This window comes from Reinekea sp. (assembly GCF_046710285.1).
Lineage (GTDB): Bacteria > Pseudomonadota > Gammaproteobacteria > Pseudomonadales > Natronospirillaceae > Reinekea.
The window spans coordinates 1-19874 of sequence record NZ_JBKEGY010000021.1 but is presented as its reverse complement, the minus strand read 5'-3'; the positions used below and the strand labels follow the sequence as shown (position 1 = coordinate 19874).

Genomic DNA, 19874 nt, shown 5'->3' with positions numbered 1-19874 from the left:
AAGGCTGGTTATGAGTATCCGGATCGCGTTGGCGCAAAATCGTTTCCCTGTAGGTGATATTGACGGGAATTGTGAAAAAATCATCCAAATAGCAACGCAAGCGCATGCTCAAGGCGCTGACATGGTCGTTTTCCCAGAGCTAACGATAACCGGCTACCCACCAGAAGACTTGCTGCTAAGGCCGAGTTTAGAAATACGTGTTAACGAAGCCTTGGAACGCATTCGTCTGGCGAATCTGCAGATTGCCATCGTGTTTGGTTACCCCGAGCGCATCAACGGCAAGCTATTTAATAAATCGATGGTAATATTTTCTGGAGCTATCTTAGCTGATTATTCAAAGCAGCATCTGCCTAACTATCAAGTGTTTGATGAAAAACGCTATTTCCAAAAGGGTACCGAGACCTGCACTTTTGAATTTAAAGGGGCTACCTTTGCGTTAACTATTTGTGAAGATATTTGGTATGAGGGACCGGTACGCAGAGCCTATGAGGCAGGTGCAGAAATAAACCTTAATATAAACGGTAGCCCCTATAATTTAGATCGAACGCGCCAGCGTCATAAGCAAGTGCTCAAAGTTGTTAAGCAATGGCCTATGGCGACAGTTTATGTCAACCATATAACAGGGCAAGATGAATTGGTCTTTGATGGCGGCTCTTTTGTTGTCGACAGTGATAGTCATATCCGGTTTAGCTTGCCTAGTTTTGAAGAAGCGTTTGAAATAGCCGAGTTAGAAAAAAGCAATAAAGGTTGGGTCGTTAAAGAAGAGAAGTTGGCCCCTGAATTAAGTGTTGAAGCAGAGCTTTATAAGGCACTTGTGATGGGCCTTGCCGATTATGTTAATCGAAATGGATTTCCGGGTGTCATTTTAGGAATGTCGGGCGGTATAGATTCAGCGTTAAGTGCTGCAATTGCGGTCGATGCCTTAGGTGCAGATCGAGTGATGGGCGTTATGATGCCCTACCAATACACCGCTCAAATGAGCTTGGACGATGCCCAAGGGCAGGCCAGTCTGCTCGGAATCCGTTATGAGGTTCTGCCCATAGCAGGCGGCTTTGAAGCAGCGCTTAATACCTTGAAACCTGTTTTTGGCGATAAGCCTGTCGATGTCACTGAACAAAATATGCAATCAAGAATGCGCGGGTTATTTTTAATGTCGCTGTCGAATAAGTTAGGGTACATGGTACTGACGACAGGTAATAAAAGCGAAATGGCTGTGGGCTATGCGACCTTGTATGGCGATATGTGTGGTGGTTATAACGCGCTCAAAGATGTTCCGAAAACCTGGGTTTACAAGTTATCACAATGGCGCAATAAACAAGGCATTGCGATTCCTGAGCGAGTGATTACCCGGCCTCCGTCTGCAGAATTAGCACCCGATCAGCTAGATGAAGACAGCTTACCACCATACGATATTTTAGATGAAATAATTGAGCGTTACGTCGAGCGAGATGAAAGTTTAGACACAATTGTTGCCGCCGGATTCGACCGCGACGTGGCGTATCGTATTTTACGACTCATAGATATCAATGAGTATAAACGAAGACAAGCGCCTGAGGGTGTTCGTGTTACGCAGCGTGGTTTCGGCCGTGATCGCCGTTATCCAATTACCCACGGGTGGAAACCCGGCAAATAAGCTTAAGTTTTAGCTTATTTATTTACTGTTTAAGAGGAAACTAGTCGTTGATTAATATTTTATGGGATTTAGACGGAACCTTGGTAGATTCTATACCTGCAGTTGCCAGTTCATTTAATCACGTTCTCAAAGAATACGGTCTACCGACGCGTAGCCATGATGAATTAAGACCTTATATCGGCCCTGGGCTTGATAATATCATTGCAGAGTTGCTGAACATTGAAGAGGCCGAAGAAATAGCCGCAGCAAAAGCAATTTATCGAACATACTATGAACAAATTTTAAGAACCAGCGAGCCTTTTCAAGGCGTCGTTGAGGCATTGGAACAATTTAAAAGTATTGGCGCGCAACAGTTTGTCGCAACAGCTAAATACGAGCAGTATGCTCGTTGGATAATAGAGGCGAATGATTTAAAACAGTATTTTTCAGGTATCTATGGCTCTACTATCGACGGTAAGTATGCGGATAAGCGTGAACTGCTGACTAGGTTATTTGAACAAGAAAACTTACGTAAAGCCGATACCGTTATGATAGGTGATACTAAGTTTGATATGGAAGCTGGGCGCTATATAGATATCGCCACAACGGGCGTTTTGTGGGGTTACAGCGATGAGACTTCATTAAAAGCAGCTGGCGCTCACGATATTGTGAAAACACCAGCGGAGTTATTTGAGGTGGTTAAAAAAGCACTTAATACTTTTTGTTAAGTGCTTAATTGTTTAAGTGATAACCACTGCTGTCCTATAGTTTAGAAGCGGCCCATTGCTTGGAATTCGGGTGTTTGAAACATGGATGTTTCAATCAAGCCCCCATGGAAGGGTTAACGGCGACCGAAATTCCAAGCTTTGGACCGCTGAAGCCTGCGTAAGCTGTGAGATATTGAGTGATAAACTATTGCGCTATCCCTAAGGTTAGTGCTTTTACCCACCAACGTTCACGCTGGTGTTTAGGGGCAATATAGTCGCCACTGGTCAGGGTGTCGTGCGTTGGGAAATCCATTGTTAAGCGTGCTATTGCGATGTTTTTCTCTTCTTCTAAGCCAAGCGCATCATAACTTGCAATTAAGATCAAATAAGCATCCGCTTGCGCGGCTACGCCAGGGTAGTGATTAATGATGGCCGCTGCACGATCTGCAGCAGACACCCAGGCTTGCTTGCGTAAATAAAAATCAGCGACATAGAGCTCATGTTTCGCCAATGAATCTTTTAGGATTACCATTGCTTTAACCACTTCCGGTCTATATTCACTCTCTGGAAACATCTGTAAGTAGCTTTGCATGGTAGAAAATGCTTTTTCCCCTTGCTCTGGCGAGCGCATCGCCGGGTCGGCTTTACCAAATATCCCACTGTTTTCCATATACATTTGGTAATAGCTCATCGCTTGTATAAACCAGGCATAATCTATGTTTGGTGAATCCGCATTGAGTCTTGTGAAGCGGTCAGCGGTAATTAAAGAGTCGGCAAATCGTTTCGATTGATATTTTGCATACATCAAATCTATAGAGCTAGCCTGACTATAACGACCAAAAGGAAACCGGCTTTGTAAGGCATCAAGTTTCTCAATAGCCATTGAGTAGTTTCTTTTTTCAAGGTACGTTTGGGCGGCGTCATAGTAAGCCGCTTCTGTATCTGAGGTTTGTTTTGACCAGCCAGCACAACCCGCTAAGCTAACAATCAGACCTAAAAGGCAGACTTTTTGCAAAAAAGACTGTGAAAATACCGCTCTATACATGCTAAATCTCATTAAATCAGTAGAATGGCAGCTATTGTAACCACAGGAACCCTTTGCCTCCAATGACCGATTCACATGATTCAATTAATATCTCCGAACAGGTTCCACTTGAAATGGGGCATAAACGGCTAGATCAAGTCGCCGCAAAGCTGTTCCCAGACTACTCCCGCTCACGTTTACAGCAGTGGATAAAGGATGGCGAGCTAACCGTAGATGGCGCCGTATTCAGACCAAGAGACAAATTGATTGGCGGAGAAGTTTTACAAATAAATGCGTTTTTGGAAGCCCAAGAGCGCTGGGAAGCTGAAGATATCGAGTTAAATATTGTCTATCAGGATGCTCATATCATTGTTATTAACAAACCCGTCGGTTTGGTGGTGCATCCTGGAGCAGGCACCCCTTCAGGTACATTGTTAAATGCATTGCTATTCCACTTTCCAGAGTCGGCCACGATTCCAAGAGCCGGGATTGTGCATCGTTTAGATAAAGATACGTCCGGTTTGATGGTTGTGGCTAGAACATTGGCGGCACAAACATCGTTGGCCGCGCAATTGCAAAAGCGCACCATGGGTCGAGAATATTATGCTGTTTGTATGGGCGTAATGACCGGCGGCGGGACGGTTGATGAGCCCATCGGCCGACACCCAACGCACCGCACCAAAATGGCAGTCGCACCAGAAGGCTTAGGTAAAGATGCAATCACTCATTACCGAGTAGAAGAGCGCTACGTTAACCATACGTTGATACGTTGTAAGTTAGAGTCTGGCCGTACACACCAAATTCGTGTGCACTTATCACATATTGGCTACCCGTTAGTAGGTGATCCGCTTTATGCTGGGCGTTCTCGATTGCCGAAAGGTGTCAGTGCTGAAGTACTAGCCGAACTAAAAACCTTCAAGCGCCAAGCCTTACATGCCGGTCATCTTGAATTAGAGCACCCTGACACAGGGTTAATGGCGAGCTGGGATGTTGATATCCCAGAAGACATGGAACAACTGATTGAAATATTGCATCAAGATGTACTAGAGCATGGTGAAAACGACGATGATTTATAGTCGTGGCTTTTGAGTATGCTCCCTGGCCATTGCCGGCATCGGTACAAGCCGGCTGGACGACTCGACGCAGCGGTGTCAGCTCGGCACCGTTCAATGGTTTTAATGTAGCCTATCACGTGGGTGATGCGCCTTCCTCGGTAGATATAAATAGAGCGCTGCTTTGGCAGCAATTACAACAAACCCCACAAATAGCTTGGCTAAATCAAACCCACAGTACTCACGTAGTGCAGGCTTCACATGCCAGTACGAAGGAACCTAGCGACGCCAGCGTAACAATGCAAAAAGGCATCGCTTGTTGCGTGATGACCGCTGATTGTCTTCCGGTCTTCTTTTGGACTAAAAAGGGCGATCAAGTTGCTGTTGCTCATGCGGGTTGGCGCGGCCTAGCCAATGGTATTTTACTAAACACCTTGCAACAGTTTCCAAATGCCGCTGATGTCGTATGCGGGCTAGGTCCTTGCATCGGCCCCACTGCTTTTGAGGTGGGTAGCGATGTTAAGCGAACCTTTGCTGATTGGCCAAATAGCCAGAACTGCTTTACGGCGACAGAAAAGCCTGAGAAATTTCTTGCAGATTTACCACGGTTAGCCGAACAGCAGCTCCGATTGTTGGGTGTTGCACACGTTTATCGAAGTGATATTTGTACGGTATCTTATCCAACTGACTACTTTTCTTTTCGTCGAGACGGCGAAACGGGGCGTATGGCAAATCTGATCTGGAAAATTGATTAAAATTTGGCCTTGATTGTTGCGTAGGAAACCCTCATCTAAAGGTTATGTTAGAGATTCTCCGCAGTAAACAATCTTAGCAGAGTAGCTGCGGTCATCATTCGAATAGTATTTAATGAGTTAGTGAGGATTGTCATGCGTATTGATCGTTTGACCAGTAGTTTACAGTTGGCATTATCAGATGCTCAATCGGTTGCGTTAGGGCATGACCATAGCTTCATTGAGCCCGCGCATCTATTGTTGGCGTTGTTAAATCAAAAAAGTGCGTCGGTTGCAGGCGTGCTGCAAAAAGCCGGTGCAAGCATCACACAACTTCGACGCAATACAGAAGAAGCGCTCGATGCGTTGCCGAAAGTATCGGGTGCCGATGCCGATGTTCACATGAGTAACGATTTAGGTCGTGTACTTAATCGTGCAGATAAGCTTTCACAACAAAAGAAAGACCAATTTATTTCTAGCGAACTCGTTCTGCTTTCAATGCTGCAAGATCGCTCGCGTATTGCCAAAGTGCTCAATGAATCCGGTGTTACTGAAGAAACACTCCAGCAAGCTATTGATGATGTGCGCGATGGCCAGTCGGTGAATAGCCAAGATGCAGAAGAAAACCGCCAAGCACTCGACAAATATACCGTCGATCTATCAGCGTTGGCTGAAGAAGGCAGGCTGGATCCAGTCATTGGTCGCGATGATGAAATTCGACGAACAATTCAGGTGTTGCAGCGACGTCGTAAAAATAACCCTGTACTAATCGGTGAGCCCGGAGTGGGTAAGACCGCCATTGTTGAAGGTTTAGCGCAGCGAATCTTAAACGGTGAGGTGCCTGAAAGCTTAAAGAGCAAGCGTGTGTTGTCTTTAGATATGGGCGCGCTGTTAGCGGGTGCCAAATATCGCGGTGAATTTGAAGAGCGCCTTAAAGCGGTTTTGAATGAGTTGGCTAAACAAGAAGGCCAAATCATTTTATTCATTGACGAATTACACACCATGGTTGGCGCCGGCAAAAGTGACGGTGCAATGGATGCCGGTAATATGCTAAAGCCTGCGTTAGCGCGTGGTGAATTGCATTGTGTAGGTGCAACCACCTTAGATGAGTATCGTCAGTATATTGAGAAAGACGGCGCGCTAGAGCGTCGCTTCCAAAAAATAGTCGTCTCTGAGCCTAACGAAGAAGACAGTATTGCGATTTTGCGTGGCTTAAAAGAACGTTATGAAGTACACCATGGTGTAACCATAACCGATGGCGCACTTATTTCTGCCGTTAAGCTGTCACAGCGTTATATTTCTGATCGTAAATTGCCAGACAAAGCCATTGATCTAATCGATGAAGCCGCCAGTCGAATTCGCATGGAAATTGACTCGAAGCCAGAATCGATGGATCGGCTGGAGCGCCGATTAATTCAATTAAAAATTGAAGCGGAAGCACTGAAAAAAGAAAAAGATCCGCAGGCAAAGCAACGGCTCGTTAAACTTAAAGAGACAATAGATGAAGTCGAGCGAGAGTTTGCAGATCTTGAAGAAATTTGGATTGCTGAAAAAGCCGCGGTTCAGGGTTCTCAACATGTAAAAGAACGCTTAGAGCAGGCCAGAGTTGAGTTAGAAGCTGCTCGGCGCTCAGGTGATTTAGCGCGGATGTCTGAATTACAGTACGGCACCATACCGGAGCTGGAAAAACAGCTCGATATGGCTAGCCAAGCAGAAATGATGGATATGCAGCTGCTGCAAAGCAATGTCACTGAAGAGTCTATTGCGAATGTTATTTCGCGCTGGACAGGCATTCCTGTTGACAAAATGCTTGAAGGTGAGCGTGAAAAGCTTTTAAGCATGGAAGCGAAAATACATGAAACTTTAGTGGGCCAAGAGGAAGCAGTCGCGGCGGTGTCTCATGCGATTCGTCGATCTCGCTCGGGGTTATCAGACCCGAATCGTCCCAATGGCTCGTTTTTGTTTTTAGGACCAACCGGTGTTGGCAAGACAGAGCTGTGTAAAGCGTTAGCCAATTTCTTATTCGATACAACAGAATCAATGGTTCGTATTGATATGTCTGAATTTATGGAGAAGCATTCGGTTGCTCGGTTAATTGGTGCTCCGCCAGGCTATGTTGGCTATGAGGAGGGCGGTTATTTAACAGAAGCGGTCCGTCGTAAGCCATATTCAGTCATTTTGCTGGACGAAGTTGAGAAAGCGCACAGCGATGTATTTAATATTTTACTGCAAGTGCTCGATGATGGTCGCTTAACCGATGGGCAGGGGCGCACAGTTGATTTCCGTAATACTGTCATTGTGATGACATCGAACCTAGGCAGTGAGCAAATTCAGTTGCTTTCCGGTGAGGCGAATTACAATGAAATGAAATCAGCTGTGATGGATGTAGTCAGTAGTCACTTCCGGCCCGAATTTATTAACCGGCTCGATGAAGTGGTGGTTTTCCATCCGTTGGGCAGTGACCAAATTCACGGAATTGCCGACATTCAGTTGGATTACTTACGTGCTAGGTTGTCAGAACAGGAAATGACACTGGAGTTAACGCCGGCGGTTCTTGATAAGCTCTGTGCTGCAGGGTTTGACCCAGTATACGGCGCTCGGCCGCTTAAACGGGCAATTCAGCGCGAGTTAGAGAATCCACTCGCCTCAGCTTTACTTAAAGGTGAGTTTGTCAGTGGCGGCGCAATTCATGGTGATGTTGTTGATGGAGAAATTAAATTCCAATAACCAACGCTCTGAAATAAACCTATCGAACTTGCCTTCTGCGTTGTTAAAACCGAAATAGCAGCGACAGAAGGCAAATAACCCTGAGCTTTTTCTGGACATTTATTAATCACTGTTTAGAATATCCTCAAGCGCCCATTTTCTTCTATTGGGTTATTTGCACAAAAAGAGTCAAGCAGCAACGTTAATGTCGGAGTTGAAGGTATCGCCCTCAGCCGATTAACCGTATTGATGCAGTCGCTTACCGGTGACTATGTTTGAATACACGCTGAAGATAAGGCCAAACTTGGCTAACGCGTTCTTGAGTCGTAGCGAGAGTTAATGAAATGTCAAAATCTGAATCTCAGCCTGAAATGCTTTCGGGTGGTGAAATGCTTTGTCGTGCGTTACAGGACGAAGGCGTTGAGTATGTATATGGTTACCCAGGCGGTTCTGTTTTGCATATTTATGACGCACTTCACCGCCAAGATAAAATTAAACATATTCTTGTTCGCCATGAACAAGCTGCAACGCACATGGCAGATGCCTATGCACGAGCCAGCGGTAAAGCAGGTGTTGTCTTAGTGACCTCTGGTCCAGGTGCGACAAATGCAATTACCGGTATTGCGACAGCTTATATGGATTCAATTCCAATGGTTGTGATTACCGGCCAGGTTATGAGTCACCTTATTGGTTGTGATGCGTTCCAAGAAACTGACATGCTGGGTATCTCCCGCCCCGTGGTTAAGCACAACATTATGGTTAAGTCGCCTGAAGAAATTCCCATGGCGATTAAGAAAGCTTTCTATATATCGCAAAGTGGTCGACCAGGCCCCGTTGTTGTTGATGTGCCAAAAGACATGACAGCGCCGAATGCAAAATTTCCATACCATTATCCTGAGCGAGTAAAAATCCGATCTTATAACCCGGTAAAAAAAGGGCACAGTGGGCAAATTCGCAAGGCTATGAACTTGCTGTTGCAAGCTAAGAAGCCGGTTATTTATGCCGGTGGTGGTGTAATTTTGGGCAAAGCGTCTAAAGAACTGACTCAGTTTGCTAAATTAATCAACTTCCCTGTGACGAATACATTAATGGGCTTAGGTGGTTTTCCTGGTACAGATGAGCAGAATGTTGGCATGTTAGGCATGCACGGTACTTATGAGGCTAACATGGCCATGCATAATGCTGACGTTATTCTGGCTGTTGGTGCGCGCTTAGATGATCGCGTAACTAACAATGTGACCAAGTTTTGCCCAAATGCAAAAATCATTCAAATAGATATTGACCCAACATCAATTTCTAAGAATATCGCGGTTGATATACCTATTGTAGGTCCGGTTAAGTCTGTTCTATTAGAAATGCTTTCACAGCTAGAGCAATCTACACAAACGATTGATGATGCTGCACTTGATCGCTGGTGGGTGCAAATTAATCAGTGGCGTGAGCGGCACGGCGGTCGTTACCGAACCGATGATTCTGAAAAAATGAAGCCTCAATTTGTTATTGAAACACTCAGCAAAGTAACCAAAGGCGATGCTTATGTTTGCTCTGACGTAGGTCAGCATCAAATGTTTGCCGCGCAGTATTATAAGTTCAATAAACCAAACCGATGGATCAACTCGGGTGGCTTAGGCACCATGGGCTTCGGGCTTCCTGCTGCTATGGGTGTGCAATTGAGCTATCCAGACGCCGATGTTTTCTGTGTCACAGGTGAAGGCTCTATTCAAATGAATATTCAAGAGCTATCGACCTGCAAACAATATGGCTTGCCGGTAAAAATATTGTGCCTAAACAATGGTTATCTTGGCATGGTTCGCCAGTGGCAAGACATGAACTACGAGTCTCGCTATTCGCATTCTTACCTCGACTCACTACCAGATTTCGTGAAACTAGCTGAAAGCTATGGTCATGTGGGTTTTGTTGTTGAAAAAGCAGAAGATTTAGAAGCTGTATTACAAGAAGCTATGGCCATACGCGATCGTTCGGTATTCATCGATGTTCGAATTGAGCCTGAAGAGCATGTTTACCCAATGCAAGTTCCTAATGGAGCTATGTGTGACATGTTCTTAAGTAAGACGGAGCGCACCTAATGAGACATATTCTTTCAGTATTAATGGAAAACGAATCAGGTGCGTTGGCGCGTTTAGTGGGCTTATTTGCACAGCGCGGCTTTAACATTGAGTCTTTAAACGTAGCACCAACTGAAGACTCGTCGTTATCACGCTTAACGTTAGTGACGCTTGGCGATAATCAGGTTGTTGAGCAAATCACTAAGCAGCTCAATAAATTGGTCGAAGTCATAAAAGTCGTTGATTTGACCGAAGGGGCTCATATTGAACGTGGTCTAATGCTGGTTAAAGTTCGAGCCGCAGGCGCCGCACGCGAAGAAGTAAAGCGTAGTGTTGATATTTTCCGAGCATCTATTATTGATGTCACGGCAACTACCTACACCATTCAAGTGACGGGTAACGAAGATAAGCTAAATGCATTTCTTGAAGCATTATCTGGCACGACAATCATGGAAGTAGCGCGAACAGGTGTATCCGGTGTTGCTCGGGGTGAGAAAACCTTGAGTTTATAAGTGCAATTTAAGCAATATTTAAAAGGAAGTAATAAATTACTTCCTTTTTTTATGCTCCCTAATAACCACTTTTATGAGAGCAATAGTAGCGACGAGTAATATAATCCCTAAACCAGCAGCGATAAGATCGCATAGCCATTGTGGTTCACAGGGTAAACCTATTTGAATATTCATTCTCCTTGCCCCACATCAAACACTATGAGTAAGATACTATACTAATATGTTGATTACTTAATCAGCACGGCTTGAATTACGATGCTATAGTCAAGATTAACAAATTGTTTGCTGGAGAGGTGTGTGCAATCGAACGTACTATTCGCTAGGCAGCCTATCTTAGATCGGTCGCAAGAGGTGTTTGCCTACGAACTCTTATTTAGAAACGGCACAGATGACCACGCCGAGTTTGTCGATGGAGACTTGGCCACGCGTTCAGTATTGTTAAGCGCCTTTGCAGATAATAGTGCACCGCAGCTGTTAAATGGCAAGCCAGGACTATTAAATATACGTCTAAACATGGCATCAAACCTACCAGATTTTGCGGTTGAGTTTTTATACGTCGAAATTCTTGAAACAGAGCATAATTTAGCCATTCTGGATCACGAAATAGAAATGCTTACTCGACGTGGCTTTCGAGTAGCGTTAGATGATTTTGAAATGAAGAATTATCGTCCTGAACTTATCAATGCCGTCGATATCGTCAAATTAGATGTTTTAGCCATGACGCGAGAGGAACTCTGCTTTGCTGTTGACCAATTAAGTAAGCACAATGTTTTATTGCTAGCTGAAAAAGTAGAGACTTACGAGGTTTTTCACTTTTGTGAGAGCTTGGGTTTTGACTATTTCCAAGGCTATTACTTTTGTCGCCCTGAGTTGGTGACGGGTCATGTGTTAAATGCTAATCGGAAATCTTTGTTTGATCTACTGCTGCTTCTTTATAAGCCAGATGATGATATTGCCGCTATTTCTCAAGTAATAAAGCGCGATGCAGTCTTGTCGTACAAGCTTTTGAAACTAGTCAACTCATCTTTTTATCGGCGCGCAACGACGGTGGAATCTATTGAGCATGCGGTCATGCTACTGGGTTTACAACGAATTAGAAGTTGGGCTACTTTAGTTTGTTTAGGGGAGCTCAATGATAAACCTCAGGAATTGCAAACAGAGAGCTTTATGCGTGCCACCATGTGCGAAGCGCTTGGTGCTAACATCAGTCCTGAAATGGCACAAAAATGTTTTTCAGTGGGAATGCTCAGTAGTTTAGATGCATGGTTTGACCAACCTTTAGTTGAGCTGTTATCGAGATTACCCTTGTCTGCCGAATTGAACAATGCCTTGATAAACCGTGAAGGTGCTTTAGGCGTCATATTGTCAACCTGTTTAAATTACATTCATACTCACTGGGATCTGTTGCCTGAAAATGGCATTCAAAGTTTGGGCTTGGGTCTAACTGAAATTACCAAGGCCTACGAAGAAAGCATCATTAAGACGGATGAGATGACTTTGTTAATGAGGGAAAACTAACCCTATGTTTACGTTAGTGAAGCACCCCGAAAACTGGATCAAAGGTGTCATAAAGCAACAAGAATTTGCACTTGAGCAATTTAAGCAGGCTCAGCCAGAGCAGCTTTCTATTAATCGAAATGATCTTGCTGACCAGGGCATAGAGGAGTGGGCTCTTGTTAGAGTCGTTAAGGGCGTGATGGGTCTCATGGTGGAAGGCAATCGGTTGTTTGCTCTAGAGGCGGGGGATTGTTGGTTAGCCTATCCGGGTGGTTTCTTAGATTGGTACCAAGAAGGCGCTTTAGAGCTTGAGCTCTGGCCTTGGCTAGGCGTAACGCAAAAAGTGACACCCGAAATTATTCATGGTTTCAATGATCTGATGCTTGAATTGAATAATCACAATACAGTCGTACCGCCTGATCCGATGCCTGGTTTTGATTTTTTTAGATCTGGAGATGTCATTATTCGAGAAGGTGAGCCTGCCGATGCAGTTTACACTTTAATTCAAGGTCGCGCGAAGGTTATGATCGATGGTCGCCAAGTCGGTGAAGTCAAAGAAAATGAGATTATCGGTTTACAAGCGATGCTGTTAAAAACGAATCGTACCGCAACTGTTATTGCGGTTGGGCCATGCTCTGCGGTCCGAGTTCAATATGATAAGTTCCGCTTGTTAATACAAACGCGTCCAGAGCTTGTTATCTCAACTTTAGAGTCGATGGCTCTGCAAATATCACGTGCAAATCAAAGAATAACTAAGCCGGAATAAATTAAGACTAAAAAAAGCCCGCAATATATGCGGGCTAATGCTCATTCCCTTTTGGGGACCTCACTGAGACGTGAGTAGCAGCTTACGCTTCTACAATTTTCTTCATGTCAGTCATATAGCCGCGAAGCTCTTCACCAACATATTCGATCGGGTGGTTACGAATAGCGTCATTAATTTGCACAAGTTCGAAGTTATCAACCGAGTTCGATTCACTGTTTAAGCCTTTACCGATAACAGTGGTATCAACTTGAGTCATTATCGTTTTTGCAAGTAAAGGTACGGCTGCATTAGCGAATAAATAGTTGCCGTATTCAGCGGTATCACTAATTACAACGTTCATTTCGTACAGTTTTTTACGCGCAATCGTATTGGCGATAAGTGGAAGCTCATGTAATGATTCATAATAGGCACTTTCTTCAACGATGCCGCTTTCAACCATGGTTTCGAACGCAAGCTCAACCCCAGATTTAACCATTGCAATCATCAAAATACCTTTATCGAAGTATTCTTGCTCATCTAAATCGTTTGGCAATTCCGCAGTCTGTTCAAAGGCGGTTTGGCCAGTTTCTTCACGCCAGCCAAGAAGATCTTTATCGTCCGCAGCCCAGTCAGCCATCATCGTTGCTGAAAAGTGTCCACTGATAATGTCATCTTGGTGCTTGCGGAATAATGGACGCATAATTGTCTTTAATTCTTCAGAAAGCTCAAACGCGCGTACTTTAGATGGGTTATCTAAGCGATCCATCATGTTCGTGATGCCACCCAGCTTTAATGCTTCTGTAATCGTTTCCCAGCCGTACTGAACTAATTTAGCGGCGTAAGTGGAATCTACACCGTCAGCAACCATTTTGTCGAAACAAAGCAAAGAGCCAGCTTGTAACATGCCGCATAAAATAGTTTGCTCACCCATTAGGTCAGACTTAACTTCAGCGACGAAAGAGCTTTCTAAGACACCTGCACGGTGACCACCGGTTGCAGCAGCCCAAGCTTTAGCCATTTCATGACCTTCACCTTTAGGATCATTTTCTGGGTGAACAGCCATTAATGTAGGTACACCGAAACCGCGCTTATATTCTTCACGAACTTCAGTACCAGGGCACTTTGGCGCAACCATGATTACAGTGATGTCTTCACGAATTTTTTGGCCCACTTCAACAATGTTGAAACCATGTGAATAACCTAATGCAGAACCTTGCTTCATTAAAGGCATAACTGCCTCTACTACTGAAGAGTGCTGTTTATCAGGGGTTAAGTTAACAACTAGGTCGGCGCTAGGGATGAGGTCTTCATAAGAACCTACTGTAAAACCATTCTCACTTGCATTCTTCCACGATTGACGTTTTTCAGTAATCGCCGCTTGGCGTAGTGCATAAGATACGTCTAGACCAGAGTCACGCATATTTAAACCTTGGTTTAAACCTTGAGCTCCACAACCGACAATAACAACTTTTTTACCTTTGAGTGCATCGCATTCGTTTGCAAATTCATCGCGACCCATAAAGCGGCAAACGCCTAGTTGAGCTAGCTGCTCACGTAGATTCAAAGTGTTAAAATAATTAGACATAAATATTGATACCCGTAATGTTTTATGTGGCTTTTGCCACCGTTGCTAAGTAGTCTAGCGAAAGCGGCGTGTTGCTTAAAATGAATTGTTGGCAATCAAGTGTTGCAGGAAACGATTCATACCATAAAACATGACTCTTAGGTCATTTTGGTGCCTACAATTAGGCTACCGCCTGCTCAGGAGCTTCCACCGGTATCGCTAAAGAAATCATCGTGCCGTTATTAGGTGAAGATTGAACCTGTAGACGACCCCCCAATGTCGCGGTGGTTAGGTTATGTACGATATGCAAGCCCAAGCCACTGCCCCCCTTGCCAAGTTTTGTAGTAAAAAACGGTTCAAAAATACGTTTCTTAATATCAGCCTCCATGCCAATTCCATTATCACAGATCAGAATGTCGAGTGACGTTACATGAGGAATCACTTTTATCGTTACTCGGCCACCTTCGCTGTATTCAAGGCCATGCATCAACGCATTGTTTATAAGGTTTGAGATAACTTGGCTGAGCACGCCAGGATAGCTATTTAGCTCAACATCGTCGGTGAGCTCGACTTCTAAAGTATGTGGGGTTGCTTTAAATATGTGAAGCATGGTTGCTTGAATTTCAATAAGAAATTCATTGACCATAAACGTACGGCGTTTATCGCTGGTCCGGTCTACTGCAATTTGTTTGAAACTTTGCACCAAATTGATGGCTTTAAGTAAGTTGCGTTCGATTAAATTAGAGCCTTCTAATATCTCTTTAAGGCTGTTTTCAAATTGACTGCGTGTCATTGTGCCTGCATTAAAATCACTTGCGAGCTTATTAGCGCTTTCATGAAGCGATGATGCCATAACGCGGCCATTGCCAATTGGTGTGTTTAGCTCATGGGATACACCTGCAACTAAAGCCCCGAGGGCAGCGAGCTTCTCTGTTTCAACTAGGTTGTCTTTTGCACCCTCTAGCTTCTCAATCATTAAAGTGAGCTCTTTATTAAGTTGGAGTAAATCACCGGTACGTTGCTCAACTCTGTCTTCTAACTGAAAAATAGAAGTGCTAAGCGCTGTTTTCATGTTGTTGAGCTCAAGCGCGACATCAGCGAATTCATCGTTATGCATAGCGGGGATGTCTATGTCGAAATTGTGCTGGGATATTTCTCTAGCTGCTTTTTGGATATGCCCAAGAGGCTCAGTAACTCGGCGGTTAATAAAAAACAAGATAACGGTTAGAGATACCACTATTTGAGTAGCAATAATTATAAGTATGCGTATTGAGTCACTAAAAGCGGCATCTCGGGCAGGGACTAAACTGTACTCCAAGCTAATTATGCCGATTAGCTTCCCGTTGCGAACAACATCGCCTGACTTTGAAATAAAATTCTTACTTCGGGCTATGCTGTCATAGTTAGTCTTTTTGTATTCAACGAAAGGTTTTGCTTGATTGTCGAGCACTTGGATTTTAAGAACGGCGTTGTTCAAGGCCACACCGTTAATTAGATCTTGGGCGTTTTCGGGTATAAATGACCAAAGAGGAGGTGTTAAGCCTTCTTGCAATACTTTTAATAAAGCTTCCGCTTGTTCATGCGAACGCACTGTTGTTTCTGTTCTAAATCGGCTGTAAATTTCGATCGCACTTACAAAAATGGCCGGTAACACGATCGACATAACTATAACCGTTGAAAGATACCAGCGTAATCGGTTATTAAGCGCTAGAGGTGTTTGAGTCATTTAGGAGCCCAGAGCTATTTCAGTTTATAGACAAGTTTAATATTATTAAATACCAGTTTAAGGTTCTCGCACGTACCCCTTTAATTGGGCTGGGTTCTGCTATGTTCTCTTTCAAAAGAGCCATCGAGATAAGGTAACCTGCCATTTGCCATGCCATTATTGATAATCCTTATTGAGTCTAGGATAAGAAATTCAATTACGCCATTAACCTTGACATTCAATAATGCTTAATACGAGTACTCTATAAATAGCCACTATTCGGCGAATTTATTATTGCAATTGCTGCAACACAGAATAGAGCATGGCATAATGTAAAAACCATTAGGAGGTAGCTATGGATCTTCGCGCACTACGCCAATTTATTCATTTGTCACAGACATTACATTACGGAAAAACATCCGAAGCGATGCATGTCAGCCCATCAACATTGAGCAGGTCAATCGCTCGATTAGAAGATGAGCTAGGTTCTACGTTGTTTGAACGTGACAACCGTACTGTCGTGTTGACTCAAGCTGGTCGCCAGTTTCGAGAGTTTGCAGAAGCGACACTAGCGCATTGGCAAGACCTAAAACACCGCCTTAAAAATAACCCAATTGAATTAACTGGTCAGATTCGCTTGTATTGCTCGGTGACCGCTACTTATTCTTTTATGTCTTTATTGTTGACGGAATTTAGAAAAACCTATCCGAACATTGAAGTGTTATTAGAAACAGGTGATGCAGCTCAGGCAGTACAAAAGGTCATGGACGATGAGGCAGATATTGCTGTGGCTCCATTGCCAGACCAATTACCTAACCCGTTGCTATTTAAATCTTTAGTCAAAACCTCGCTTGAGTTTATCGCGCCCGTTAGTGAAGGCCCAGTTCAGGCTGTGCTGGAAGAGACTCCAATACCTTGGGGGCAGGTTCCGTTCGTAATGTCCGAATTTGGTTTAACCCGCAAACGCCTAGATCATTGGTTCCGCTCACAGAGCTTAAAGCCTAATATTTATGCCCAAGTTGCAGGTCATGAGGCCATTGTAGCGATGGTTGGGTTGGGTTTAGGTGTGGGTGTCGTACCTCGATTGGTGTTAGAAAACTCACCGTTACAAAATAAAATACGAGTATTGGACGTTGAAAAACCACTCCAGCCGTTTGATGTTGGAGTATGTGTCTTAAATCGACGTTTACAAGACCCGCTAGTCAACGCCTTCTGGAAAACAGCCAGTACTATTCAGCTTAAAGAGAGCACTTAAATGCCAGTACAAGATAACGAAACGAACACCGAAGATTCAAACCTAGGCGAAACGAGCGCTGTTTCAGAACCAAATCATCGTCGTGGTGTCTATTTAATCCCTAACTTACTAACAACCAGTGCGTTGTTTGCGGGTTTTTATTCTATTATCGCTTCGATCAATGGCGATTTTATTAAAGCAAGTATCGCTATATTCATTGCACAATTACTTGATGGTGCCGATGGTAGAGTCGCCCGAATGACCCATACCCAAAGTGAATTCGGAGCCCAATATGACAGTATGTCTGATCTGATGGCATTTGGTTTGGCGCCAGCCTTGCTTGTCTTCCAGTGGTCTTTAAGTGATTTAGGCCAGCCTGGCTGGGTAGCCGCATTTATCTTTGTTGCTGGGGCGGCATTGCGTTTGGCTCGGTTCAATGTGCAAATAAGTAAGGTCGATAAAAAATATTTTGTGGGTTTAGCGAGCCCTGCAGGCGCTGGTGTGATTTGGGCAACCGTTTGGTCTTTAGCTGATTACGGTGTAAGTGGCCAAGACGTGGCATGGTTAATGGTCATATTAGTGCCGCTAATCGGTGCAATGATGCTTTCGCCCATACGCTACTATTCATTTAAAGATATAGGTGGGCAACGCCGAGTCCCGTTTTTTGTGTTAATGGCAATTGTGCTTGTTTTTGCATTAGTTGCTCTAGATCCACCAAGAGTGTTTCTTGGCTTTGCTGTAGTTTATGCACTTCACGGCCCAGTGATGGAAGCAGTTCGTTGGCTTAAAAAGAGAAAAGCTGCGGAACTTATACAAAAGTAAGTAGTCCAAGCTATGATGATTATCTAATTTATTGGAAATGTTCATGGCTAAACTACTATTACCAGATACTGAAAACGATGTAACGCCGAAGGCATTGTTCTTGAATCGGCGTACGATCATTAAAACAGCGGGTGCCGCTATGTTGAGTAGCGCAGCGCCTGCATTGTTTGCTAACTCAGCGGCGCCTTCTTGGCTGAATAAAAAAGTTCAAAATACGGTTTATCGCAGTATGTCTACTGACGAGACCTTGACTGAGCAATATGACGCGACCCGTTATAATAACTTTTATGAGTTTGGTACGGGTAAAGATGACCCTGCCAAGTATGCTTCAGAATTCAATCCTTACCCTTGGGAAATAGCCGTTGAAGGTGAATGCGATGCGCCTGGCGTTATTTCACTTGAAGATTTAGTGACTTCAAAGGCGTTAGAAGAGCGGATTTTACGTTTGCGTTGTGTTGAAGCCTGGTCGATGGTGATTCCTTGGACGGGTTTAGAGCTTGGAACGTTACTAAAACGCTTTAAACCAAATAGCCGAGCCAAGTATGTGGTTTTTGAGTCCGTTGTTCGAAAAGAAGAGCTGAGAGGCCAAAAAGATCGGTTTTCTTTTATTGATTGGCCCTATGTTGAAGGGTTAAGAATAGACGAAGCAATGCATCCACTGTCTTTTCTTGCGGTTGGCATGTATGGCGAAGCTTTACCCCCACAAAATGGGGCACCTATACGCCTCTTAGTACCATGGAAGTATGGGTTTAAGTCTGCGAAATCTATCGTAAAAATTCGATTTGTAGAAAAGGAACCAAAAACCACGTGGAATATCTCCAACCCGAAAGAGTATGGTTTTTACAGTAATGTGAATCCGAACAAATCTCACCCTCGCTGGAGTCAAGCGACAGAGCGCCGTATTGCCGGGAATGGCAATATTGAGAGAATTCCTACCTCGATGTTTAATGGTTATGGCGAAGTAGCGTCTTTATACAGTGATATGGATTTAAAGTTGTTCTATTGATGACAATAAAGAAACTAAAGTGGTGGGTTGTTTTTACGCTTTCCGCCCTTCCTTTTTTGGTGAGCGCATACTTATATAGCTTTAATCCAAGAAAACTGGGTATCGACCCAGTTGAAGTACTGCTCGAAAGTGCAGGGGAGTGGGCGCTTAGGTTCCTGCTTATTACCTTGGCGTGCTCACCACTTAGGCGACTAGGTATACGAATTCTAAATCCATATCGAAGAATGCTAGGTTTATATTCGTTCTTTTATGCATCGCTTCATTTATGCATTTATCTACTTGGCTGGATATCATTAGATTTAACCACTTTTATAGATGACCTATTAAAAAGACCTTTCATCTATTTAGGTATGTTGTCATGGCTACTATTATTAGTACTGGCTGTAACCTCACCAAAGTTTATGGTCAAAAAGCTCAAGAAAAACTGGGTTAAAGTTCACATGAGTACTTATGCCGTCATCCTTCTGGTTTGGATTCACCTCTGGCTACAATCCAGAGCCTCTGCTTTCGATGCCATCTTGTATGGGGCTTGTATAGCGCTGTTGTTAGGTGAACGGATATATAGGAGGGCGGTTTTGGGTAAGGTAAAGAAAGCTTCAAGTTTATAGCTACAAGCTGCAAGTAAGGTCAAAAGCTAAAAGAGAGCTGTCAGCTGCAAGCTCCCAGCGTTCAGTAAGTTCAAAAACAATAGCCGGCAGCCACGTTCAAGTCTTTTGACCCTTCCTTTGACCTTACTTGCAGCTTGCAGCTTGCAGCTTGCAGCTGACAGCTCGCGGATGCCCTTCGGGCACCGTTCTGGGTTTTTTAACAAAAACCCCTTGACCTTCCTACGGAAAACCGTAATATACGCCTCCCTGCTGCTGAGGCGGTAGGGATTCAACGCGTGTTGGT

17 protein-coding genes are annotated in these 19874 nt (G+C 44.1%); 13 read left to right on the top strand and 4 right to left on the bottom strand.

Going from position 1 to position 19874, the window contains the following annotated elements; genetic code table 11:
• Positions 1–10: 10 nt before the first annotated feature.
• Positions 11–1633, top strand: a complete 1623-nt coding sequence (locus tag ACI882_RS13775) for an NAD+ synthase (RefSeq protein ID WP_411743101.1) — start codon at positions 11–13, stop codon at positions 1631–1633.
• Positions 1634–1680: 47 nt separating this feature from the next.
• On the top strand, positions 1681–2340 hold the full coding sequence (locus ACI882_RS13770) for an HAD family hydrolase (RefSeq protein WP_411743100.1): 660 nt from the start codon (positions 1681–1683) through the stop codon (positions 2338–2340).
• Between the two features lie 184 nt (positions 2341–2524).
• Here ACI882_RS13770 and ACI882_RS13765 read toward each other — a convergent pair whose 3' ends face one another.
• Positions 2525–3364 (bottom strand): outer membrane protein assembly factor BamD, encoded by an 840-nt coding sequence (locus ACI882_RS13765; RefSeq protein WP_411743099.1) that lies wholly within the window; start codon positions 3362–3364, stop codon positions 2525–2527.
• A gap of 62 nt (positions 3365–3426) precedes the next feature.
• Between ACI882_RS13765 and rluD the strand changes: the two genes are divergently transcribed.
• From rluD to ACI882_RS13730, 7 genes are all read left to right on the top strand, one after another.
• Positions 3427–4419 carry a 23S rRNA pseudouridine(1911/1915/1917) synthase RluD gene (rluD, locus tag ACI882_RS13760; RefSeq protein ID WP_411743098.1) on the top strand — a complete coding sequence of 331 codons (993 nt, stop codon included), beginning with the start codon at positions 3427–3429 and terminating at the stop codon, positions 4417–4419.
• A gap of 2 nt (positions 4420–4421) precedes the next feature.
• The gene (gene pgeF, locus ACI882_RS13755) at positions 4422–5150 is read left to right on the top strand and encodes a peptidoglycan editing factor PgeF (RefSeq protein ID WP_411743097.1); all 729 of its coding nucleotides are present in this window, start codon (positions 4422–4424) and stop codon (positions 5148–5150) included.
• Positions 5151–5282: 132 nt separating this feature from the next.
• The gene (gene clpB / locus ACI882_RS13750) at positions 5283–7853 is read left to right on the top strand and encodes an ATP-dependent chaperone ClpB (protein ID WP_411743096.1); all 2571 of its coding nucleotides are present in this window, start codon (positions 5283–5285) and stop codon (positions 7851–7853) included.
• A gap of 323 nt (positions 7854–8176) precedes the next feature.
• Positions 8177–9919 (top strand): acetolactate synthase 3 large subunit, encoded by a 1743-nt coding sequence (locus ACI882_RS13745; protein ID WP_411743095.1) that lies wholly within the window; start codon positions 8177–8179, stop codon positions 9917–9919.
• Entirely contained in the window at positions 9919–10410 is a 492-nt protein-coding gene (gene ilvN / locus ACI882_RS13740) for an acetolactate synthase small subunit (protein ID WP_411743094.1), read from the top strand. Before ACI882_RS13745 ends, ilvN begins: the two co-directional genes overlap by 1 nt.
• 297 nt (positions 10411–10707) lie before the next feature.
• Positions 10708–11928, top strand: a complete 1221-nt coding sequence (locus ACI882_RS13735; RefSeq protein WP_411743093.1) for an EAL and HDOD domain-containing protein — start codon at positions 10708–10710, stop codon at positions 11926–11928.
• Positions 11929–11932: 4 nt separating this feature from the next.
• Complete coding sequence (locus ACI882_RS13730) at positions 11933–12673, top strand: Crp/Fnr family transcriptional regulator (protein ID WP_411743092.1); 741 nt, start codon at positions 11933–11935, stop codon at positions 12671–12673.
• Between the two features lie 82 nt (positions 12674–12755).
• Here the strand turns inward: ACI882_RS13730 and ilvC are convergent, their stop codons facing one another.
• Positions 12756–14237, bottom strand: coding sequence for a ketol-acid reductoisomerase (gene ilvC, locus ACI882_RS13725; RefSeq protein WP_411743091.1), 1482 nt, complete (start codon positions 14235–14237; stop codon positions 12756–12758).
• Between the two features lie 160 nt (positions 14238–14397).
• Positions 14398–15942: an ATP-binding protein gene (locus ACI882_RS13720; protein WP_411743090.1), complete on the bottom strand. Its 1545-nt coding sequence runs from the start codon at positions 15940–15942 to the stop codon at positions 14398–14400.
• A 334-nt stretch (positions 15943–16276) separates the two neighbouring features.
• Between ACI882_RS13720 and ilvY the strand changes: the two genes are divergently transcribed.
• Genes ilvY through ACI882_RS13700 form a run of 4 tightly spaced genes read left to right on the top strand, consistent with a single transcriptional unit; the run spans position 16277 to position 19591 of the window.
• Positions 16277–17176, top strand: a complete 900-nt coding sequence (gene ilvY, locus ACI882_RS13715; protein ID WP_411746124.1) for an HTH-type transcriptional activator IlvY — start codon at positions 16277–16279, stop codon at positions 17174–17176.
• Positions 17177–17977: a CDP-alcohol phosphatidyltransferase family protein gene (locus ACI882_RS13710; RefSeq protein ID WP_411746123.1), complete on the top strand. Its 801-nt coding sequence runs from the start codon at positions 17177–17179 to the stop codon at positions 17975–17977. It begins immediately after the preceding gene.
• Positions 17978–18020: 43 nt separating this feature from the next.
• Positions 18021–18983 carry a protein-methionine-sulfoxide reductase catalytic subunit MsrP gene (gene msrP / locus ACI882_RS13705; RefSeq protein WP_411746122.1) on the top strand — a complete coding sequence of 321 codons (963 nt, stop codon included), beginning with the start codon at positions 18021–18023 and terminating at the stop codon, positions 18981–18983.
• A complete protein-coding gene (locus tag ACI882_RS13700) occupies positions 18983–19591 on the top strand; it encodes a sulfite oxidase heme-binding subunit YedZ (RefSeq protein WP_411746514.1) in 609 nt (202 codons plus the stop codon). Before msrP ends, ACI882_RS13700 begins: the two co-directional genes overlap by 1 nt.
• 26 nt (positions 19592–19617) lie before the next feature.
• Here the strand turns inward: ACI882_RS13700 and ACI882_RS13695 are convergent.
• Positions 19618–19874: hypothetical protein (locus tag ACI882_RS13695; protein ID WP_411746120.1), on the bottom strand; the 257-nt coding region annotated here is incomplete at its 5' end.